The sequence below is a fragment of the Bradyrhizobium sp. LeoB3 genome (assembly GCF_055456055.1).
In genome coordinates, this window is the sequence record NZ_JBVBEF010000031.1 from 1 (window position 1) to 18837 (window position 18837).

General features: G+C 62.1%; 19 protein-coding genes and 1 tRNA gene. 13 read left to right on the forward strand and 7 right to left on the reverse strand.

Going from position 1 to position 18837, the window contains the following annotated elements; genetic code table 11:
• Positions 1 to 41: 41 nt before the first annotated feature.
• Positions 42 to 866 carry a TrmH family RNA methyltransferase gene (locus tag ACZXDY_RS20635; protein WP_464346752.1) on the reverse strand — a complete coding sequence of 275 codons (825 nt, stop codon included), beginning with the start codon at positions 864 to 866 and terminating at the stop codon, positions 42 to 44.
• 206 nt (positions 867 to 1072) lie between these two features.
• On the opposite strand from ACZXDY_RS20635, the gene ACZXDY_RS20640 reads away from it, so the two are divergent.
• From ACZXDY_RS20640 to ACZXDY_RS20660, 5 genes are all read left to right on the forward strand, one after another.
• Positions 1073 to 1158, forward strand: a tRNA-Tyr gene (locus ACZXDY_RS20640).
• Positions 1159 to 1484: 326 nt separating this feature from the next.
• On the forward strand, positions 1485 to 2396 hold the full coding sequence (locus ACZXDY_RS20645; RefSeq protein WP_464346753.1) for a glycosyltransferase family 9 protein: 912 nt from the start codon (positions 1485 to 1487) through the stop codon (positions 2394 to 2396).
• 156 nt (positions 2397 to 2552) lie between these two features.
• Positions 2553 to 3350 carry an enoyl-CoA hydratase/isomerase family protein gene (locus tag ACZXDY_RS20650; protein WP_464346754.1) on the forward strand — a complete coding sequence of 266 codons (798 nt, stop codon included), beginning with the start codon at positions 2553 to 2555 and terminating at the stop codon, positions 3348 to 3350.
• 1 nt (position 3351) lies between these two features.
• A complete protein-coding gene (locus ACZXDY_RS20655) occupies positions 3352 to 4617 on the forward strand; it encodes a CaiB/BaiF CoA transferase family protein (protein ID WP_464346755.1) in 1266 nt (421 codons plus the stop codon).
• A gap of 134 nt (positions 4618 to 4751) precedes the next feature.
• Positions 4752 to 5255: a winged helix-turn-helix transcriptional regulator gene (locus ACZXDY_RS20660; protein WP_464346756.1), complete on the forward strand. Its 504-nt coding sequence runs from the start codon at positions 4752 to 4754 to the stop codon at positions 5253 to 5255.
• Here the strand turns inward: ACZXDY_RS20660 and ACZXDY_RS20665 are convergent.
• The 4 genes from ACZXDY_RS20665 to ACZXDY_RS20680 are packed head-to-tail and all read right to left on the reverse strand — an operon-like array spanning position 5235 to position 9697.
• Positions 5235 to 6089, reverse strand: a complete 855-nt coding sequence (locus ACZXDY_RS20665; protein ID WP_464346757.1) for an FAD binding domain-containing protein — start codon at positions 6087 to 6089, stop codon at positions 5235 to 5237. The genes ACZXDY_RS20660 and ACZXDY_RS20665 overlap by 21 nt on opposite strands.
• Positions 6086 to 8455 carry a xanthine dehydrogenase family protein molybdopterin-binding subunit gene (locus ACZXDY_RS20670; protein WP_464346758.1) on the reverse strand — a complete coding sequence of 790 codons (2370 nt, stop codon included), beginning with the start codon at positions 8453 to 8455 and terminating at the stop codon, positions 6086 to 6088. The genes ACZXDY_RS20665 and ACZXDY_RS20670 overlap by 4 nt, the downstream gene beginning before the upstream one ends.
• Before the next feature lie 5 nt (positions 8456 to 8460).
• Positions 8461 to 8943: a (2Fe-2S)-binding protein gene (locus tag ACZXDY_RS20675; RefSeq protein ID WP_464346759.1), complete on the reverse strand. Its 483-nt coding sequence runs from the start codon at positions 8941 to 8943 to the stop codon at positions 8461 to 8463.
• A 37-nt stretch (positions 8944 to 8980) separates the two neighbouring features.
• Entirely contained in the window at positions 8981 to 9697 is a 717-nt protein-coding gene (locus tag ACZXDY_RS20680) for a hypothetical protein (RefSeq protein ID WP_464346760.1), read from the reverse strand.
• Positions 9698 to 9839: 142 nt separating this feature from the next.
• Here ACZXDY_RS20680 and ACZXDY_RS20685 point away from each other — a divergent pair, with 142 nt between their 5' ends.
• Positions 9840 to 10352: a winged helix-turn-helix transcriptional regulator gene (locus ACZXDY_RS20685; protein ID WP_028163295.1), complete on the forward strand. Its 513-nt coding sequence runs from the start codon at positions 9840 to 9842 to the stop codon at positions 10350 to 10352.
• A gap of 3 nt (positions 10353 to 10355) precedes the next feature.
• Here the strand turns inward: ACZXDY_RS20685 and ACZXDY_RS20690 are convergent, their stop codons facing one another.
• Entirely contained in the window at positions 10356 to 11099 is a 744-nt protein-coding gene (locus tag ACZXDY_RS20690) for an IclR family transcriptional regulator (protein WP_464346761.1), read from the reverse strand.
• A 285-nt stretch (positions 11100 to 11384) separates the two neighbouring features.
• Here ACZXDY_RS20690 and ACZXDY_RS20695 point away from each other — a divergent pair, with 285 nt between their 5' ends.
• The 5 genes from ACZXDY_RS20695 (at position 11385) to ACZXDY_RS20715 (ending at position 17593) form a co-directional block, all read left to right on the forward strand.
• Entirely contained in the window at positions 11385 to 12605 is a 1221-nt protein-coding gene (locus ACZXDY_RS20695) for an ABC transporter substrate-binding protein (protein WP_464346762.1), read from the forward strand.
• A gap of 121 nt (positions 12606 to 12726) precedes the next feature.
• The gene (locus tag ACZXDY_RS20700; protein WP_464346763.1) at positions 12727 to 14220 is read left to right on the forward strand and encodes an aldehyde dehydrogenase; all 1494 of its coding nucleotides are present in this window, start codon (positions 12727 to 12729) and stop codon (positions 14218 to 14220) included.
• A 49-nt stretch (positions 14221 to 14269) separates the two neighbouring features.
• A complete protein-coding gene (locus ACZXDY_RS20705) occupies positions 14270 to 15040 on the forward strand; it encodes an SDR family NAD(P)-dependent oxidoreductase (protein WP_464346764.1) in 771 nt (256 codons plus the stop codon).
• Between the two features lie 164 nt (positions 15041 to 15204).
• On the forward strand, positions 15205 to 16482 hold the full coding sequence (locus tag ACZXDY_RS20710) for a cystathionine gamma-synthase family protein (RefSeq protein WP_464346765.1): 1278 nt from the start codon (positions 15205 to 15207) through the stop codon (positions 16480 to 16482).
• Between the two features lie 160 nt (positions 16483 to 16642).
• Positions 16643 to 17593, forward strand: coding sequence for a c-type cytochrome (locus tag ACZXDY_RS20715; RefSeq protein ID WP_464346766.1), 951 nt, complete (start codon positions 16643 to 16645; stop codon positions 17591 to 17593).
• Between the two features lie 37 nt (positions 17594 to 17630).
• On the opposite strand, the gene ACZXDY_RS20720 is transcribed toward ACZXDY_RS20715, so the two are convergent.
• Entirely contained in the window at positions 17631 to 18080 is a 450-nt protein-coding gene (locus ACZXDY_RS20720; RefSeq protein ID WP_464346767.1) for a hypothetical protein, read from the reverse strand.
• On the opposite strand from ACZXDY_RS20720, the gene ACZXDY_RS20725 reads away from it, so the two are divergent.
• Together ACZXDY_RS20725 and ACZXDY_RS20730 are read left to right on the forward strand one after the other, a co-directional pair.
• Entirely contained in the window at positions 18057 to 18503 is a 447-nt protein-coding gene (locus tag ACZXDY_RS20725; protein WP_130225652.1) for a baeRF12 domain-containing protein, read from the forward strand. The genes ACZXDY_RS20720 and ACZXDY_RS20725 overlap by 24 nt on opposite strands.
• Positions 18504 to 18569: 66 nt before the next feature.
• A complete protein-coding gene (locus ACZXDY_RS20730; RefSeq protein ID WP_155255129.1) occupies positions 18570 to 18743 on the forward strand; it encodes a hypothetical protein in 174 nt (57 codons plus the stop codon).
• The last annotated feature ends 94 nt before the right edge of the window (positions 18744 to 18837 follow it).

Here is an 18837-nt window from a genome sequence, read left to right on the forward strand (position 1 = left end):
GGCGCTTTCATTTGCCTCGAGCTACTTCGCTCGAAGACGCTCTACATCAGGCCAAGCCGGCTTGCGCCGATATAGAGCGCGAGCACCGCGGCGTTCGAGACGTTGAGGCTCTTGATCTCGCCGGGCATGTCGAGCCGCGCCACCACGCTGCAGGTCTCCCGCGTCAGCTGTCTCAATCCCTTGCCCTCGGCGCCGAGCACCAGCGCGAGCGGCTGCCGTAGCGCGACCTGGCTGAGATCCTCGCTGCCCTGGCTGTCGAGACCGACGGTCAGGAAGCTGCGCTCGTTCAATGCGGTCAGCGCGCGGGCGAGGTTCTGCACGGTAACCAGCGGCACCAGCTCCAGCGCGCCGGAGGCCGATTTCGCGAGCACGCCGGTCGCCTCGGGGCTGTGGCGGGCGGTGGTGACGATCGCCTTCACCGCGAAGGCCGCGGCCGAGCGCAGGATGGCGCCGACATTGTGCGGGTCGGTGATCTGGTCGAGCACCAGCACGATGCCCTCGGGCTCGAGCGTATCGATATCGGGCGAGGGCAGGGGATCGGCTTCCACCAGCAGCCCCTGATGGACCGCATCCGGTCCCAGCCGCTGGTCGATGGTGCTGGGGCGGACGATCTCCGGGGGCACGCGGGTGTCGATCCGTTCGTCCGCCAGCCGCTTCGCCGCATTCTCGGTTACGAACAGCTTGCGGATCCGGCGCTCCGGATTGGCCAGCGCCAGCGAAACCGTATGCCAGCCATAGAGAATCACCGGCCCGTCGGCGTCCGAATCGCGGCTGCGCCAAACCGGCCGGCCGGCCGATTTTCGCCCTTTTTCGAATGGTTTAGCCCCGCCGCGGCGGAATGGGGGCTTGCGGTCACGATCGCTCATCAGGGGCGTTGTGTCACGGGTTCCGGACAATGGCAATTTTGCCGGCAAAAGGATGCCGATTAACGGCTTGCCTTGGTTGACTTTGCTACCTCCCTTCGCACATAAACGCGCCGGCCGCGCACCCCGACGGGTCCCGCGGTCACCAGCGTCACCGATTGACCTGTCCGCCGCCACCTTGGGCGGGTGGCGTCCGACGCTGTTGGGACGGGGGAGTGTCCCGAGTGGCAAAGGGAGCTGACTGTAAATCAGCCGCCTCATGGCTTCGCAGGTTCGAGTCCTGCCTCCCCCACCAGCCTTCGCTCGCGGAGCGAGTGAAGGCTGCCGCGCCGAAGCCCACCGGGCGCAGGCGGGCCTGTATCCGCGAGCTACGGCTAGGCAACCCAGACAAACCAGGCAAACTGAGACGGTCTTCCAAGTCATCAACTGATGTCGCTCAGCCGGCGCTCTGTCTACCGGTTACAGTCGCAACCCGATTGGCTGATTCACGACACGATGGCGTAACAGCTTCGAACCACGGTCCGGAGGACGCCTGCTGGAGCGAGGCTGACGATTAGCGAGGGCCCGTAACTGGCGGAGAGTATCGGCGACAGCGCGATTCTGGGTGTTTGGGTTTGAATGATGGCATCGGCCACCGTCGGGATTCTGAACGGATTCGGACGCGCGCTTGGCGACGCGATCGTCGGCCTGCAGGCACTCCAGTTGGCGATCCGGGTCGGCGTCGTACCACCGCGGCCGCTACTGTTTCGGCTTCCTGGTCTCTCCAAGATGGTCGAAGCTGTCCACGCCGCCGCTGACTTCGCCGATATTCGAACGCTTTCCCCCGAGTTTGCGACACTCGCTCGGCCGATCGATCTTGGCGAGGCAGTTACTCGCGTCATCGACATCCGCGACTTTGCTTTCGATCCGGAGTTCCAGTGCAGGGCGATGATCGATTTCTTCCTGCAACGCCTCGGCGTGGCGGCGGAGCAGGTGCCGGCAGGCTGGCGGCGAAATAGCTGGCTGGCATCACGGGTCAGACCGGCGCGGCCTGCCTTGCCAAACGGCTATGTTTTGGTCTGCCCGAAGGCGTCAATGCGACTGCGCGAAATGCCGGACGAGGTCCACGCGCATATTCTCCGACGCGCGCTTGCGGTCGGGCCCGTCGTGACGCAAGGGACCGTCCCCGATGCACTCAGCCGCAAAGTCGTTCATTTGGAGCCCTGTGCCACGCTCGACGAACTGTGCGGCATTGTGCGTCACGCGCGATGGATTATCTCGACTGACACCGGGATGGTGCATCTGGCCGACGCCTTCGGCGTAGCGTGCCTGGCGTTCTTTCCGACCCATCGTCCCGAATGGCGCGTGCGTGACTATCCTCGCACCCTGTCGTTCGAGTTGTCGTCTCGGTTGCCGCGTGGCATCGAATTCGCCCGCGGACCGGACGACTATGCGCTGGCGAGGTCGAGCTGGTTTCCCAACGGAGATGATCTTGGATGGCTCGACCGCGCGTTAGACGAGGCGCAACGCTCATTCGGAGGCGGTGGATCATAGAACTCTATCTATGAGTTGCCTCCTGCTGGAGCGCCCGCGCGCCAAGGCCGTCATCGGACAACGACTCGTGACTTGCAAAATGCAAGTCATGATGTAGTGTTGTCCGAAACGAGAATACGGCCATTGCGAAGCAGCGCCGACACACAGGAGGCAATTTTGTCCGAGGACGTGCTCGTGACGCGCGAAGAGCGCGGCAACATCTCCGTTTTGACCATGGTTTATCGGCCGTACAACCTGCTCGGCCCAAAGCTCATCAATGCGCTTGTCGAGCAGGTGGAGGCGGCCCAGAAGGTCGGCAGCCGCGCTATCGTGATCCGCAGCGGACTGCGCCATTTCTCTGCCGGCGCGGATCTGGATATCTTCGACAAGCGAGTCGCCGAGGGTGCCGCTGATCAGGCCAGCGAAAACAGGCGGCTCAACGGCGTCGAATTCCTGCGTTTCATGGAGTTGTTGCCAATTCCGCTGATCGCCAGCGTTCACGGCGTCTGCCTTGGCGGCGGACTCGAGCTTGCGCTCTCCTGCGACTACATCATCGCCGCCTCTTCGGCAAAGATCGGATCGGTCGAGGCCACGCTTGGGCTTCATCCTCTGCTCGGCGGAATCCAGCGGCAGGTGCAGCGTATCGGAGCTCAGCGCGCCAAGGAGATGTCGATGCTAGCGCGGCGCTACGACGCGCCGACGCTGGAGAAGTGGGGGCTGATCAATCTGACGGTTCCGGAGGAGTCGCTGGAGCAGACCACGATGACGCTTGCGGAAGAATTCGCGCAAGGTCCGACCGTGGCGCATGCGGCCACCAAGCAACTCGCGTACATCGCGGTCAATGAAGGTGTCGCTGCTGCCGATGAGGCGATGGCGAGGGTGCAGGCGCCGATCTGGACCTCGGAAGACCTGAAGACCGGTCTCGCGTCATTCCGCAAGAATGGCCCGGGCCTCGCAAAATTCGCTGGGCGCTGACATGAGCGGCCCTTTAAGCGGAATCCGTATTGTCGACTTCTCCCGTGTGCTCGCCGGCCCGTTATGCGCACGGACGCTGCAGGATCTTGGTGCCGAGGTCATCAAGATCGAGCCGCCAAGTCCTGATGTCTCGCGCTTCGCGTTTCCGTCGACCGACGGCATGTCAGGCTACTACGCACAGCAGAATGCCGGCAAGCGCAATGTCAGCATCAATCTCAATGTGCCCGGTGCCTATGAGCTGGCGCTGAAGCTCTGCGACACGGCCGATGTCGTCGTCGAGAATTTCCGTGCGGGCACGCTGGGTTTCTTCGGTCTCGACTATGAGACCCTCTCAAAACGAAATCCGCGATTGATCTATGCCTCGATCACCGGCTATGGCCAGGGAGGACCGTGGCGGAGTCGGATGGCATACGCGCCGACGGTGCAGGCCGAGGCAGGTTTCACCGAGAACAGCGTTCGTCATTATGGGAGTGCGCTGAGTGAGCCACGTACCGACAGCCTGTCGCACGCGGATGTCTATGCCGGACTGCAGGCCGTGATCGCTATCCTGGCAGCGCTCAACAGCCGCCAGAAGTCCGGACGCGGCCAATACATCGATGTCGCGATGGCCGCGACGCTGCTCGCGGTCAACGAACGGGCGCATGTCGATCTTTCCGACGATGATATCGGCGCCGAACCCGCCGTGCTTGGTGCCACCGACTGCTCGTTCTTTACCGGGCCGCAAGGCGAGCACTTCACGGTGGCGACCAGCATTGTCGGCAGCCGGACCTTTCCGTCGTGGTTGCGCGCGATGCGCCGTGCGGACCTGATGGACGATCCACGATTCTCGAGTGCGGCCGCGCGCCGGCTGAACTTCGGTGCGCTCCACCAGATCATCCAGTCGTGGATACTGACCTTCCCGGATATGGCGACCCTGGACGCCCAGTTCGATGAAGCCAAGATCGCGATGGGCGAGATCCGCTCGATCAAGGAACTGACGGCATCGGAATGGAGCGACTATTGGGGAGCCGTGCAATACGTCTCCGACCGCAGCGGTGGTCAGTATCGCCTGCCAGGACGTCCCTGGCGCTTCTCGGAAGAAGAGTTGACGCCGATCGGGACGCCGGCCTTTCAGGGTGAGCATAACGTGGCGGTGTTCAGCGAACTCGGCGTCAGCGAAGCTGAATTGAAGCGCTTGAGCGAAGCCGGCGTACTGGTGACACATCGGCGCGCACTTGAGCCCGAGACCGCCGTCAAGCCGCAGACCGAGCCGGGTCAGGCGGCCTGATCCACCGAAAACAGGCAAGCTACGCTGAGGCTGGACATCCGCGAACTCGCCCCAATATGCTACGGGTCGAGCTCGGAGCTGAAGAGAGTATGTCCGGCGTCAAGCAAAGCCGTCTCGCAAACAAGGAATGTTCCATGGCGCGAGCCATGGAAATCGTCGGCGATCGCTGGACGATCCTGATCCTGCGAGAGGCCTATTATGGCGTGAAGCGGTTCGACGAATTCGAGTACTATGTCGGAGTGGCGCCCAATATCCTGAGCAGTCGGCTGAAGAAACTTGTCGAGGCAGGCGTGATGGCCCGTGTGCCGTTGCCCGAGCACGCCGGCCGATACGAATATGTTTTGACTGACAAAGGGCGCGACTTTTTCCCCGCCTATCTTGCACTCAAGAAATGGGGGGACAGCTGGCTCGCAGAGCCGGAGGGGCCGCAGGTGGTTTTTCGTGAGCGCCGCGCCGGACATCCGATCGAGTATCCGGAACTGCGGACAGCCGGCGGCAAGCCGCTGCGTCTCGAAGACATCGAGGTGGTCCCGGGAGCCGGCGCCGTGCCCTTCAACCGCAAACGGTTTGGCGGCGCGGCCTCGATGACGAAGCCGACCGAAGCGCCGAGGAGCGCCTCACGCCGCAACAGCAAGTAGCGCGCGCGTTATTTCCGTTCTGACCAGGCTGGCGCGATACTCGGCCGACGCGTAGCGGTCCGACAGGCACTCGGTCGCTGCGCTCTGGAGCCTCGCGGCCTCTTCGATATTTCCTTGGGACAATGCCTTGCCAGCCAGGAATTTTGCCGCGACATCACCCGGAAATGCGTGGCCCGCCGCGCCGGTGACGCCGATCGAGACGTCCGCGGCGACGCCGACGTTGACGCGCACGCCGGCAGCCACACCGACGACGGCATAGCCGCTCGCAGGATGCCGGATTTTCCGATAGCTGAAGCGCGTATCCGGCGCCGGGCGCGGAATATGGATGGCGACCAGCACCTCGTCGGGCTCCAGCGCCGTGGAGAAGATATCGACGAAAAAGTCATTCGCCGCTACGCGTCTTGATCCGCTGGCGCTTGCGACCTCCAGTTCCGCCTTCAGCGCGATCACGATGGCCGGCCAATCGGCTGCGGGATCGGCATTGGCGAGTGATCCACCAATAGTGCCGCGGTTGCGCACCTGCGGATCGGCAATCAAATTGGCCGCCTGACGGAAGATCGGAAGCACCTGGTGTAGCGCGTTGGATGCAAGCAGTTCGGCATGCGTCGTCAGCGCGCCAATACTGATGCTGTCCTCGCCGACCAGGATTCCTTTCATTTCCGCGACGCCGCGGATATCAACGAGCAGCGCTGGCGAGGCCAGCCGAAGCTTCAGCGTCGGGATCAGCGTGTGGCCTCCGGCGACCAGCTTCGTTCCGTCTGGGTCACGGCGCAGGAGATCGATCGCCTCGGCGAGCGAGCCCGCGCGAACATAGTCGAAGGGCGCAGGGATCATTGGCCTGCTCCGTTGCGCGCGCTCTGGACCGCCGCCCAGATGCGCGGCGGCGTCAGCGGCATATCGAGGTGGCTGATGCCGAAGGGCGACAACGCGTCGAGCACGGCGTGAACCATGCAGGGCGGCGCCGCAATCGAGCCGCTTTCGCCGATGCCCTTGACGCCGATCGGATTGGTCGGGGAGGGGGTCTCCTGGAACAGCGAGGTGATGCTGGGCACATGCTCGGCACGCGGCACGGCGTAGTCGAGCAGCGAGCCGGTCAGGAGCTGTCCGCTGTCAGGATCGTAGCTGACCTCTTCATAGAGCGCTTGCGCGATGCCCTGCACGACACCACCGTGGATCTGCCCCGCCGCGAGCAGCGGATTGATCAGCGTGCCGACGTCGTCGACCGCGACATAGTCGATGATGTCGACGATCCCGGTTTCGGGATCGACCTCGACATAGGCCAGATGTACGCCGGATGGCGCGCTCATGCCGGTCGGATCGTAGAAGACGGTTTCGTCGAGGCCAGGCGTGACCCCATCGGGGAGCTTGTGTCCGACATAGGCCATGCGCGCGACCTTGCCGAAGGCCAGAGGTGCGATGTCGGTGCCGGGCACGCTGAACTGGCCCGCGGCATAGGCGATGTCCTTCTCGTCGACCTCCAGCATGCCCGCGGCGATCTTCTTTGCTTTTGCGACGATGCGCTGCGAGCAGACATGCAGGCTCGATCCGCCGACCGCCATCGAACGGGAGTTGAAGGTGCCGTGGCCGGCCTGCACCTGGCGCGTATCGCCCTGGATCACGTCGATGCTCTCGATCGGAATTTGCAGCACGTCGGCGGCGATCTGCGACAGCGAGGTGACATGGCCATGGCCCTGGCTCATCGAACCCGAATACACCGTGGCGCGGCCGCTGGAATCGATCGCAACCCGCGCGCTCTCCCAGCCGCCGCGATCGAATCCGATCAGCGCAAGACGCCGCGACGGCGCCATGCCACACATATGCGTGTACGCGGCAACGCCGATGCCGCGGTAGATGCCGTCGCGGCGCAAGGTGTCGCGTTCGTTCCGGCGAGCGTCGTAGTTGAAAGCGGCGAGCGCCTTGTCGAGAAGACCCTGATAATTGCCGCTATCGTAGATCACGGCCATGCCGCCATAGGGCCGGTACGGAAAATCAGCGGGCTGAATGAAATTCTTCCGCCTGATCTCGACCTGATCCAGATTCAGATGACGCGCCACGGCGTCGATGGCACGCTCGGCGATATAGGCGCCTTCCGGCCGGCCATAGCCACGATAGGCATCGACGGGCACGGTGTTGGTGACGATGACGCGCGACGTCGCCTCGTAGTTCGCGATTCTATAATTGCCGGTGCCGAAATTGACGGTGTTAACGGTCGGCCCACCGCTCGCCATGTTGGAGAGATAGGCTCCGACATTCCCGAGCGTTTCGACTTTCAGTCCGAGAATGATGCCGTCATTCTTGATCGCCACCTCGATATTTTCAGTGTGGGCGCGGCCATGGTTGGTCGATTGATGGCTCTCAGAACGGCTTTCCCACCATTTCACTGGCGCGCCGAGTTCGCGCGCGAGATGCGGACAGAGCAGCTCCTCCGGATAAAGATGCATCTTGGCACCAAAGCCGCCGCCGATATCGGGCGCGACCACGCGCAACAGGTGTTCCGGAATGCCGACCGTCTCGGCGATCCAGCGCCGATGCATGTGCGGGACCTGGCTTGGCATGTACACCGTCAATGTGCCGTCGGGCTCGGGCGCGGCCACCACGCTGCGCGTTTCCATGCAGGTCGGAATCAGGCGGTTGTTGACGAGGCGCAGCTTGAGAACCTGATCGGCTTCGCGGGCTGCCATGGCATAGTCGCCGCCCCGCACCTTGTAGACGGTGGTGATGTTGCCGGGCACGTTGTCATGAAGCTGCGGCGCGTCGGGCCCGATCGCGGCCTCTTCGTCGATCACGGCAGGCAACATCTCGTAATCGACGTCGATCAGGCCGACGGCGTCATAGGCTTGCGCTTGCGTCTCCGCGACCACCAGCGCGACGCATTCACCGACGAAACGCACGCGATCGATGGCGACAACCGGGCGAAACGGCACCTTGGTGCCGGGCATGACCCAGTTCGGAACAATCGGACCGATCTTGCCCTGAAGATCCTGACCGGAGAGGGCAAGGCGAACGCCCGGCGCTGCCTTGGCCGCGCCAAGGTCGACGTTCTTGATGATGGCATGCGCATGCGGCGATCGCGCGATCGCCATATGGAGCATGCCGGGCAGCCTGATATCGTCGACATAGCGGCCCTTGCCGGTGAGGAATTTGAAATCCTCGCGGCGCTTCAGCGGCTGGCCGATGTAGGGGAGCACGGTTGCGTTCATGGCGATCAGCCTTTTGCAACGAGGGACTCAACGGCGCGGACGATGTTGTGATAGCCGGTGCAGCGGCAGATGTTGCCGGCTATGCCGTGGCGGATGTCGTCTTCACTTGGATCGGGATGAGCGCGCAGCAACTGGCGCACGCTCATGATCATTCCCGGCGTGCAGAAGCCGCACTGCAGCGCGTGATGCTCATGGAAGGCGGTCTGCACCGGATCCAGGGGCGATCCCGCCGGCGACACGCCCTCGATCGTCGTGATCGAGGCGCCGTCAGCCATGACGGCGAGCACGGTGCATGATTTTGTCGCCTGTTTATCGATCTCGACGGTGCAGGCGCCGCATTGCGAGGTGTCGCAGCCGATATGCGTGCCAGTCAGGCCGAGATCGTCCCTGATCAAGTGGACCAGCAGCTTACGGCTTTCGACCTCGAGCGTACGGCGGATGCCGTTGATCTCGATCGTCACCGTGTGACGTTTTTCCGCTTCGACCATATATCCTCCCGTCGCGGTCCGGCGACCGCGTATCTCGTTAGAAGAACCTGACGGCGGCGATGTCGATGGCGACGCCGATCCCGTTTGTCATGGGAGTGCCGTCTGCATTGCGGCGATAGGCTCGACGCTTGGCCGGGATCTTGATGCCCTCGAAGTCGCGATAGTCGGACACGTAGTGGGCGGTCGGAACGCCGCCGATCACATCAGCGAAATAATCGAGCCTCGAAATGAGCCCATCGGCGCGGACATAGAAGACTTGTTCGGGAGAGTGTGTCGCAACTGAGCTGGGGAAGGTCACTTTGAGCCGGCGCCAAGTCTCTCCGCTCTCGTTCCAAGGCTCGATCTCCTCGGTCGAAAAGCCCGGCAATGCGAACATGAAGGGCGTGTTGAGATAGTTCCACATCGCATAGCCGCTGAAATAGGCGAGGTGCAGATCGTCCCATGGGGTGGCTGGGGTGTGGTCGGCAAAAGAAGCGCGCGGACTGCTCCGCTCTCTCAGGCGTTTGCCGTCGACGGTATCGATTGCAACCAGATCGGGCCGATAGAAGCTGCGCAGGCCGTCGGCGGTGAATGGCTCGTAGCTGAGCTGCTGGCCGGGGATATCGACCGTGACGTGAACGTCTTTCAGTACTTCAGGCCAGCCTTTTCCGGCCCAGAGCGAACCAACGATCGACATGTCGCCCTCAATGCCGCGAAACCGTTTCCATTGCGCCGCGCCATGGGCATCGAGGACGAGATCGCGGAGATCTGCCATAGCTGTTTCCTTCCGATCCAAGAGTTCTAATGAGACCTTTAACTCTAATGATAAGAGTGAGCAGAAAGCAAGAGATTTGCAAGGGTTGTGCGCACGTCGAAATTACTCTAATTATTAGAGCGATTTGCGAGGGGTATGACGAATGCGCTCGAAGAGTTTCGAGGGAATGGTGTGCTCGATTGCCGGCGTTCTGGACGCCGTCGGCGACCGCTGGGCAATGCTGATCCTGCGGGACCTCGGTCTTGGGCTGCGCCGCTACGATGACCTGCGCAAGTCGACCGGCGTCACCCACGCCACGCTGTCCGATCGTCTCAAGCATCTCGAGGAGAATGAGCTGATTGAGCGGCGGCTGTATCAGACCGGGCCCGACCGCTATGAATACGTTCTGACGCGAAAGGGAGCGGACATTATTCTCGTGATCCAGGCACTTGCGCAGGTCGGCGACAAATGGCAGATCGCTGGCGACAAAGGTCCGCCGCTGAAATTCATCAATCAGAGCAGCGGGCGGGCGGTCAAGCTTGCTCTTGTCGACGAAAAATCAGGTGAAGTTGTCCGCCTGCGGGATGTACGGCCGCAGGCCGGTCCGGGCGCCGACGATCTCGTGCGCTGGCGGCTGACGAAGTTTGATAGATCATCATCCAGCGATCGGCGCTAACTCTCAATTGCTTTCCAGCTCGGACGCGAAGCGGTGCAATGCTTGCTGCATCGTTGCCGCCGTCAGTGCTCTTCGTTCCAGGCACCGCGACGTCGGTCCGGCAACGACGATCGAGAGCTGTCGTGAACTGAGCGGAAGGGAAAGCGCGACGCCTGCCAGATCGGGAATGTACTCCGACGAACTCTGGTGGTACCCGCGCTTGGCCGCGATCTCGAGTTCAGCCTCCACTGCGTCGGCGCTCATGGGCGTGGTTTCGGAAAACGGCTCGAACTTGATCTTGCGATAGATGGCCCGCCGTTCTTCGGGAGAATGCTGCGCCAGGATGGCCCTTCCCACCGAACTTGCATACACCGGCACCCGGTCGCCCACTTGAGCGAAGTAGCGCACCGAATGCCCGGATTCCTCGACATGCAGGAAGATCGCAGAGGTGCCCGCTAGGGCCGCGATCGCCGTGGTCTCTCCGGTCTCCTTGGCAATTTCTGCCACGAGTGCATAGGCGACTTCTGGAAGCGGGGCCGCGTCCGCGACGGCGCGCGCTAGCGTCAGCCAGCGCGGGCTTGGGTAGTAGCCGCTTCGCGCTCGCGTCTCGTAGAGCCATCCCTTGTCGACAATCGTGCCAACAAGATTGAAGGTGCTGGAGCGCGGCCAGCCCAGATCATCAGAGATCTCGGCCAGCGTCGCCGGTCGTTTGCGGCGCGCAAAGTACTCCAGCAGCTCGAGAACGTTAGCAGCCTGCCTGACCAACATACGAAACCCGCATCTTCTCCGCGAAGGTTGGTTGCTCCGTGACGTCGAACAACAACTCCCGCTTACTCAGCCGCTGATTGGCGACTCCACGGTCATAGCATCATCCGCTCAGCCGGAAGCTCGTCCCGGAATTTGAGCCAGCGCGTCCTGTGGACTTCGGTTCAGAGGTCGGACCGAACGCCTTGACTTAAAATTCATATACGTGTCTTATAAATTCACAAATAAGAATTTTGCTGAAGGCTGAGGCTGCCACCATCAGCGAAAGCCCACGGGGGAGGACCTTTCATGGCTGCATTCAGGAATTTGGTTTCATCGGCGGTGGCGTCGGTTTGCATGGTGACCGCCTCGGCCGCCTTGGCTCAGACCAGCGTCAAGCTCGGCGTGCTCGCCGACATGTCCGGCATCTTCTCGGACATCGGGGGCATGGGCGCTCCCGAAGCGACGAAGATGGCGGTCGAGGATTTCAACAAGCTGCCGGGTTCGGAGAAGTTCAAGATCGAGGTTGTCAGCGGCGACGCGCTGAACAAGCCGGACGTGGCGCGCGGCATCGCCCGCAAATGGTTCGACACGGAGAATGTCGATGCGGTCGTTGATCTGCCGACGAGCGCGATCTCGCTGGCCATCGCACCCCTCGTTCAGGAGTTGAACAAAGTCGCGCTGTTCACCGCATCGGGCACGTCGGACCTGACGGGCAAGTCCTGCACGCCGAATTCGGTGCACTGGACCTACGATACCTGGGCGCTGTCGCACGGTACCGCTGATGCCATCACCAAGGCCGGCGGCAAGACCTGGTTCTTCGTCACGGCCGACTTTGCCCTCGGGCATTCGCTGGAGCGCGATGCGAGCGCCGTCGTCAACGCGAACGGTGGCAAGGTCGTCGGCAGTGTCAAGCACCCGACTGATTCGAACGACTTCGCGTCCTTCCTGCTTCAGGCGCAGGCGTCGCGCGCCGAGATCATCGCGCTCGCCAATGCCGGTGGCGATACGATCAAGGCGATCAAGCAGGCCTCCGAATTCGGCATCATTGAGGGCGGGCAGAAGCTCGCAGGGATGCTGCTGTTCATCTCGGACATTCACTCGCTTGGCCTGAAGACGGCGCAAGGCCTCCAACTGACCACCGCGTTCTATTGGGACCTGAACGACAAGACGAGGAGCTTTGGCGAGCGCTTCGCGGCTCGGAACAACGGGCGCTATCCGTCGATGAACCAGGCTGGAGCATATTCCGCGACGCTGGCCTATCTGACCGCCGTCGCAAAGGTGGGATCGCCGCGTGATGGCGCCGCCGTCGTCAAGGCGATGCGCGAGCTGGGCACGTTTGACGATCCTCTGTTCGGAAAGACGTCGTTGCGCGAGGACGGTCGCGTTCTTCACGACATGATGCTGATCCAGGTCAAGACGCCCGGCGAATCGAAGAAGCCCTACGACTACTACAAGATCGTTTCGACCATTCCCGCCGAAGCGGCATTCCGTCCGCTCAAGGACGGCGGTTGCCCCCTTGTGAAGTGAGTGTCCGGCTCGGTCGAACGCGAGCGAGCCGGAAATTCAAGAGAGAGCCGCGCCTGCCTTGCGGCGAGCCGCATGGCGGGGCTGCTCCGAGATTTTGCGTTGACCTGTGGAGGATCAATCCGTGCTGAAATCCGATCGTCTCACCCGCTACGATCATCTCTATATTGGCGGCTCGTGGGTCGCGCCTGAAGACGGCGGTTTTCTCGAAAGCATCGATCCTTCCACAGCGCGCCCCTGGGCTCGCGTCGCCTTCGGCGGCCCCGGTGATATCGACCGTGCCGTCGCGGCGGCGCGACAAGCACTGAACGGTCCGTGGGGGCGCATGCCCGGGCACGAGCGCGCTGCACTGCTGCGCAAGTTCGCTGACCTCTATGCGAAGCGCGCCGCTGATCTTGCGGTTCTGGAAACAACAGATTCCGGCCGCGCGCTGCGGGAGTCACGTGCCGATATTGGCGGCCACACCTATGGCTATCACTGGTGGGCATCATTGGCGGACAAGCATTCCGGCCGCACCATTCCATTCGACGACGGCGTGCACGCATTTACGACCCGCGTGCCGGTCGGGGTGGTCGGCGCGATTACGCCATGGAACGTGCCGCTCATGGCCGCGGCATGGAAGCTCGGTCCAGCACTCGCGGCAGGTTGCACCGTCGTGTTGAAGCCGGCAGAGCAGACGCCGGTCACCTCGCTTGAACTCGGAAAATTGTTCGACGAAGCCGGCTTTCCGCCCGGGGTAGTCAACATCGTTCCCGGATACGGGAAGGATGGCGCTGGTGAGCGGCTCGTCACCCACCCGGGCGTCGACAAGATCGCATTCACCGGCGAGGGCGCGACGGCGAAGGTCATCCTGCGTGCAGGCGCGGACACGATGAAGCGCTTCACCTTCGAGCTTGGCGGCAAGTCGCCCCATATCATTTTCGCCGACGCCGATCTCGAACAGGCGCTGAACGCGGCCACCAATTCCGTATGGACGCTGTGCGGACAGAGCTGTGCGCTCGGCTCACGGGTCCTGGTTCAGAGGCCGATCTACGATCAGGTCGTCGCAGAATTTGCGCGCCGCGCAGCTCAGGTGCGGGTCGGTCCTCCGCTGGATGAAGCCACGCATATGGGCCCCCAGGCGCACGAGGAGCAACTCGTCAAGACACTGTCCTATATCGATATCGGACGGGCCGACGGCTCTGAACTGGTGACCGGCGGAGGTCGGCTGAGCGGCGGCGTGCATGGCGACGGCTACTTCGTCCAGCCAACCGTCTTTGCCAACGTCTCCAACGAGATGCGGATCGCCCGCGAGGAGATTTTTGGCCCCGTGGCCGCGCTGATTCCGTTCGACGACGAGGAGCAGGCGATCGCAATCGCGAATGACACCCCGTACGGACTGACGGCCGGCCTTTGGACGCAGGATATCGGACGCGGCCATCGCGTTTCCAGCCGGATTCGTGCAGGCATGGTGTGGGTGAACACCTATCGTTTCATTCGCTGGTCTACGCCCTATGGCGGTTTCAAGGGCAGCGGTTGGGGCCGGGAGAACGGTATCGAAGCGCTCGATTCCTATCTCGAGACCCGTACCACGGTGGTCAGCACGACCGGGCGTTTTCCGAACGCCTATGCCAACTAAAATCAGGCACAGCACCTCTCGTTAAATCCAACAAGAAGAGAAGACGATCATGCGTTTGGCAAACAAGCTCGCGGTGGTAACGGCCGCCGCATCCGGGATGGGACGTGCCGGTGTCGAGGTTTTCCTGAGGGAAGGGGCCAAGGTCGTCGCCGTCGATATCAACCGCGATGCGCTGGCACAGCTCTCCGCGGACATGCGTGCCAAGGGCTACACCGTCGAAACGCTTCAGGCGGATCTGTCACGGCCGGAAGAAACGCGACGGTCGGTGAACGATGCGGCGGCGCTATTGGGCGGCATCGACGTGATGTGGGCTCATGCCGGAATTCCCGGCCCGGCCGGCGTGGAGAATCTCGATCTGGCGGCCTATGAAGCCGCGATGGCGCTCAACGTCACGTCCGCCACCTTGGCGGCGGGCGAAGTGATTGGGCATATGCGCAAGCGGGGCGGTGGATCGCTGATCTTCACGGCATCCGTCTCGGGACTGGTCGGCTCGATGTTCAGCCCGGTCTATTCAGCGGCGAAATTCGCGGTGGTAGGGCTGACCAAGTCGTTGGCGCAACGCTTTGCCGCGGACAACGTGCGCGTCAACGTCGTTTGCCCCGGTCTTGCGGATACACCGATGAAGACCGGCTTCACGGGGCGTTCGGGTGATCCTGCCGAGGCCGCCGCCAATCAGGCGCGCCTGCTCGCGTCCGTTCCGATGGGACGGCTCTGCAAGGCGGAGGAAGTCGCGCATGCGGCGCTTTGGCTGGCATCGGATGAAGCGTCGTTCGTGACCGGCGTTGCGCTTCCGATCGATGGCGGATTCACGGCTCGCTGAGTTCTGACGATCAGAACGAGGGCGGATGGCTTTCGATTGTGCCATCCGCCGAATTATGCCCGCATCGACGGGCTCGATCTGGCCATTCTGGCGTTATAGCCATAGGAGACTTCATACCGCCGTAGACAGGCGCCGGGTAAGGTGTTCCCTCAAAGGAGCGAGCCATGGTGAAACCGACGAAGACGCGCATTGGCAACCACACCCTGCACCCGGAAACGCTGATGCTGAACTACGGCTACGATCCCCAATTGTCGGAGGGAGCCGTCAAACCCCCGGTCTTCCTGACCTCGACCTTCGTCTTCAAGACGGCGGAAGACGGCAAGGACTTCTTCGATTTCGTCGCGGGCCGGCGCGAACCGCCGGAGGGGATGGGCGCGGGCCTGGTCTACTCGCGGTTCAATCATCCCAACAGCGAGATCGTGGAGGACAGGCTCGCCGTCTATGAGCGCACAGAGAATTGTGCGCTGTTCTCGTCCGGCATGGCCGCGATTTCGACGACGATCCTGGCCTTCGCACGCCCTGGCGATGTGATCCTCCATTCCCAACCGCTGTATGGCGGGACGGAAACGCTGTTTGCGAACACGCTTGCGAAGCTCTCCATCGGTGCCGTGGGCTTCGCCGATGGCCTCGATGAGGCCGCGATCAGGCACGCGGCGGAGGACGCCATGCGCAGGGGCCGAGTGACGATGATCTTCATCGAAACCCCGGCAAATCCCACCAATGGCCTGGTCGATATCGCGATGATCCGCCGTATCGCCGAGCTGATCGGCGTGGTCCAGGGCCACACGCCGATCGTCGCATGCGACAATACGCTGCTCGGGCCGTTGTTTCAGCGGCCGATCGAGCATGGTGCTGATCTCTCCCTGTACTCGCTGACCAAATATGTCGGAGGCCATTCCGACCTGATCGCCGGTGCTGCGCTCGGTTCAAAAGCTTTGATGAAGGACATCAGGGCGTTGCGAGGCGCCATCGGCACCCAACTGGATCCCCATTCCTGCTGGATGATCAGCCGGTCGCTCGAAACCCTGAGCCTGCGGATGGAAAAGGCTGACAGAAATGCGCACCTTGTGGCGGATTATCTGCGCGATCATCCCAAAGTGGAGCGCGTCCATTATCTTGCCCACCACGCCGACGATTCCGCGGCAGGCCATCTGTTCGCGAGGCAATGCAGCGGAGCAGGCTCCACGTTCTCATTCGATATTGTCGGCGGCCAGACGGCTGCATTCAAATTCCTGAATGCGCTGCAAATCCTGAAACTGGCAGTGAGCCTGGGCGGCACCGAGTCGCTTGCCAGCCATCCCGCTACCATGACCCACTCGGGCGTCCCGTCCGACATCCGTCAAAGGATAGGCGTGCTCGACTCCACGATCCGGTTGTCTGTTGGCATCGAGCACCCTTCCGATCTGATCGCGGATATCGCGCAAGCTTTGATCGCGGCATAGGTGCGACGCAACGGGAGGCGCTGGCTCAGCCGCGATGCCGTGCACGTTACGCCTGTAACACGATAGGCCGGTCTCGAAATTATTTCGTATCGCGCGCCCCATAGCGTCTGCAGCGGTCGACATTTCATCGTCGAACGCATTGATTTGGGGGCAATACAGAATGTTCGAATGGCTCGAGCCCGCGGCGTTGATCGTCATAGCGGGATTGCTGGCATGCTCAGGTATTCGTAACTGGCGATCGAAGAAACCAATTGTCAAATGGGGCGGAGCAGGTTTGGCGGCTTTGGCTTCCGTCATTGCTTTCTCGATCAGCGTGCTGCTGACCATCGGGCTATTCAAGCTGCACGCGCGCAGCGCGCCAAGCGTGGACGTGAAGGTTGCAGGGACCGCGGAGCAAATCCGGCGCGGCCAGACGATCGCGGACAGCTTTTGCAGCGGCTGCCATACCAGGACCGACACGCTCACCGGCGGCGCGGATCTCGGTAAGGATATCTCGTTGCCGATCGGTTCGTTTATAGCCGCCAACCTCACGCCGGTCGGGCAATTAAGCCGGTGGTCGGACGGCGATATTTTCCGCGCCATTCGCAACGGGGTCGATCCCGAAGGGTATTGGCTGGTCATCATGTCCTACACCAACGCCGGAAAGCTGAGCGACGAGGACACCAAAGCGGTGATTGCCTATCTCCGCAGTCTGCCTGCTGCAGGAGAAAAGACGAGAAATCCGGCCGATCGTCTCACGATGCTGGGCATCGCGATGTTGGGCGCTGGCATGCTGCCAGCAGGTAAGCCCGTCTCAACAGACCATGTGACCGCGCCACCAAAAGGCCCCACGTCACGATACGGCGAATATCTCATTTCGTATCAGGACTGCCGCGAATGCCATGGCAAAGATCTGACCGGCGGCAAACCCGGCCAGCTCGCCCCGCTAGGGCCCGATCTCAATGTCGTCAAGGGGTGGAAATTCCAGGAATTCGTCGCCACCATGCGCACTGGTGTCGATCCGAACGGTCACACCCTCGGCAATCGGATGCCGTGGCAGCCGATCGGCAGGATGGAAGATGAAGACCTTCGCGCTGTCTATGAGTATCTAACGCATCTGCCCGCAACCTGAACAATTCCGTGCGGCGCTCTCATCCTTAGAATGACGGCTAGCTTTTCGGGGTTGAATCCGCGCCCAGCAGTTGGCCGGTCTTGCGGCTGAGAAAATGCAGTCGCGTGCAGGCAGGGCAGCTTACCGCCGTGAATTCGTTTTGATCGGTATTATCATCCTCGTCCAGGCTGTGCTGAACGTTGAGATGGGTATTGGGGCAGACGAAGATGAAATGTCTCATCCGCTCTTTGTCGAAGATCTGGAATCGGACGATTTGATCTAGCGCAAGGTTTTGGCCCCGCGGAGGCGAAACGCCTCCACGGCCGGTACCGTCATATGGCGCGCGATCTATCCGGATGGTTTGATCCAGAACAAACGGCGGAGAAAAGCTCCGAGATAGCCTGTCGTCGTTGTTGAATTGTGCGCGGCTACGGCCTCGTTCCGCGCCGTTCGGCAGATTGCAGACAGGTACCGAAGGTTCATCATGGCTAAACTCAAGATTCCGCATGACGCCATCGTATTCGTGGGCGACGGGCGGAAAGCGCTTTTCCTCCGCAACGAAGGCGATGAGAAATTCCCCAATCTGAAGACCGAGCAGGTCTTTGAGCAGCAAAATTCCTCGACCCATGATCAGGGCAGCGAGCGGCCCGGACGCACGAGGAAGCCCGGTTCGGGGCAGCGAAGTACGGTCGAGCCGGTAGACTGGCATGATCTCGAAGAGCATCGGTTCGCGCGACAGGTGGCGGCCGCCGCCGAGCAGGTCATCCGCAGCGGCAAGGCAAAGGCCCTCGTCGTCGTGGCCCCGCCGCGAACCCTGGCAGAGCTTCGAGTTGCCTTTCATGCTGACGTGAAACGGCATATCCTGGCCGAGTTCGACAAGGATCTCACCAAGCATCCTGTCGGTGAAATCGAAAGGCATCTGGTTGGATGATCCGCGGGCGATGCCCGCCGATCTTGATGCATAACGTGTTCTCACGCGTCTCTGCGGGAGACAATGATGTCCGCTGTTCCTCGGAAGCGGGGCGCCGAACCGGCTGATCAGGCCGATGAAGCGCCCGGCTTGATCGATCAGGATCAGGTTGATGTCGAGCGCGATGAGCCGCTCGGCGAGAATGAGCCGGTCGAACGCGATTCCCCTGATGCGCCGGCCTCGCCAGCATTCGAGGAGTGATGTGCATGTGATGCAGTGTGGCTAAGCGTCGCTCGAGATCGTCTGGTCTCTCAGACCTCCATGCGGTAAGACGCAACAATTGTTGTGATGCTCG

Bases quoted from the DNA above. Each gene is read 5' to 3' on its own strand.
- ACZXDY_RS20715 (WP_464346766.1), top strand. From the start codon at position 16,643: ATGTTCGAATGGCTCGAGCCCGCGGCGTTGATCGTCATAGCGGGATTG.
- ACZXDY_RS20685 (WP_028163295.1), top strand. From the start codon at position 9,840: ATGCGCTCGAAGAGTTTCGAGGGAATGGTGTGCTCGATTGCCGGCGTT.
- ACZXDY_RS20705 (WP_464346764.1), top strand. From the start codon at position 14,270: ATGCGTTTGGCAAACAAGCTCGCGGTGGTAACGGCCGCCGCATCCGGG.
- ACZXDY_RS20710 (WP_464346765.1), top strand. From the start codon at position 15,205: ATGGTGAAACCGACGAAGACGCGCATTGGCAACCACACCCTGCACCCG.
- ACZXDY_RS20720 (WP_464346767.1), bottom strand. From the start codon at position 18,080: ATGCGGAATCTTGAGTTTAGCCATGATGAACCTTCGGTACCTGTCTGC.
- ACZXDY_RS20655 (WP_464346755.1), top strand. From the start codon at position 3,352: ATGAGCGGCCCTTTAAGCGGAATCCGTATTGTCGACTTCTCCCGTGTG.
- ACZXDY_RS20670 (WP_464346758.1), bottom strand. From the start codon at position 8,455: ATGAACGCAACCGTGCTCCCCTACATCGGCCAGCCGCTGAAGCGCCGC.
- ACZXDY_RS20660 (WP_464346756.1), top strand. From the start codon at position 4,752: ATGGCGCGAGCCATGGAAATCGTCGGCGATCGCTGGACGATCCTGATC.
- ACZXDY_RS20695 (WP_464346762.1), top strand. From the start codon at position 11,385: ATGGCTGCATTCAGGAATTTGGTTTCATCGGCGGTGGCGTCGGTTTGC.
- ACZXDY_RS20690 (WP_464346761.1), bottom strand. From the start codon at position 11,099: ATGTTGGTCAGGCAGGCTGCTAACGTTCTCGAGCTGCTGGAGTACTTT.
- ACZXDY_RS20665 (WP_464346757.1), bottom strand. From the start codon at position 6,089: ATGATCCCTGCGCCCTTCGACTATGTTCGCGCGGGCTCGCTCGCCGAG.
- ACZXDY_RS20680 (WP_464346760.1), bottom strand. From the start codon at position 9,697: ATGGCAGATCTCCGCGATCTCGTCCTCGATGCCCATGGCGCGGCGCAA.
- ACZXDY_RS20725 (WP_130225652.1), top strand. From the start codon at position 18,057: ATGGCTAAACTCAAGATTCCGCATGACGCCATCGTATTCGTGGGCGAC.
- ACZXDY_RS20675 (WP_464346759.1), bottom strand. From the start codon at position 8,943: ATGGTCGAAGCGGAAAAACGTCACACGGTGACGATCGAGATCAACGGC.
- ACZXDY_RS20730 (WP_155255129.1), top strand. From the start codon at position 18,570: ATGTCCGCTGTTCCTCGGAAGCGGGGCGCCGAACCGGCTGATCAGGCC.
- ACZXDY_RS20645 (WP_464346753.1), top strand. From the start codon at position 1,485: ATGGCATCGGCCACCGTCGGGATTCTGAACGGATTCGGACGCGCGCTT.
- ACZXDY_RS20635 (WP_464346752.1), bottom strand. From the start codon at position 866: ATGAGCGATCGTGACCGCAAGCCCCCATTCCGCCGCGGCGGGGCTAAA.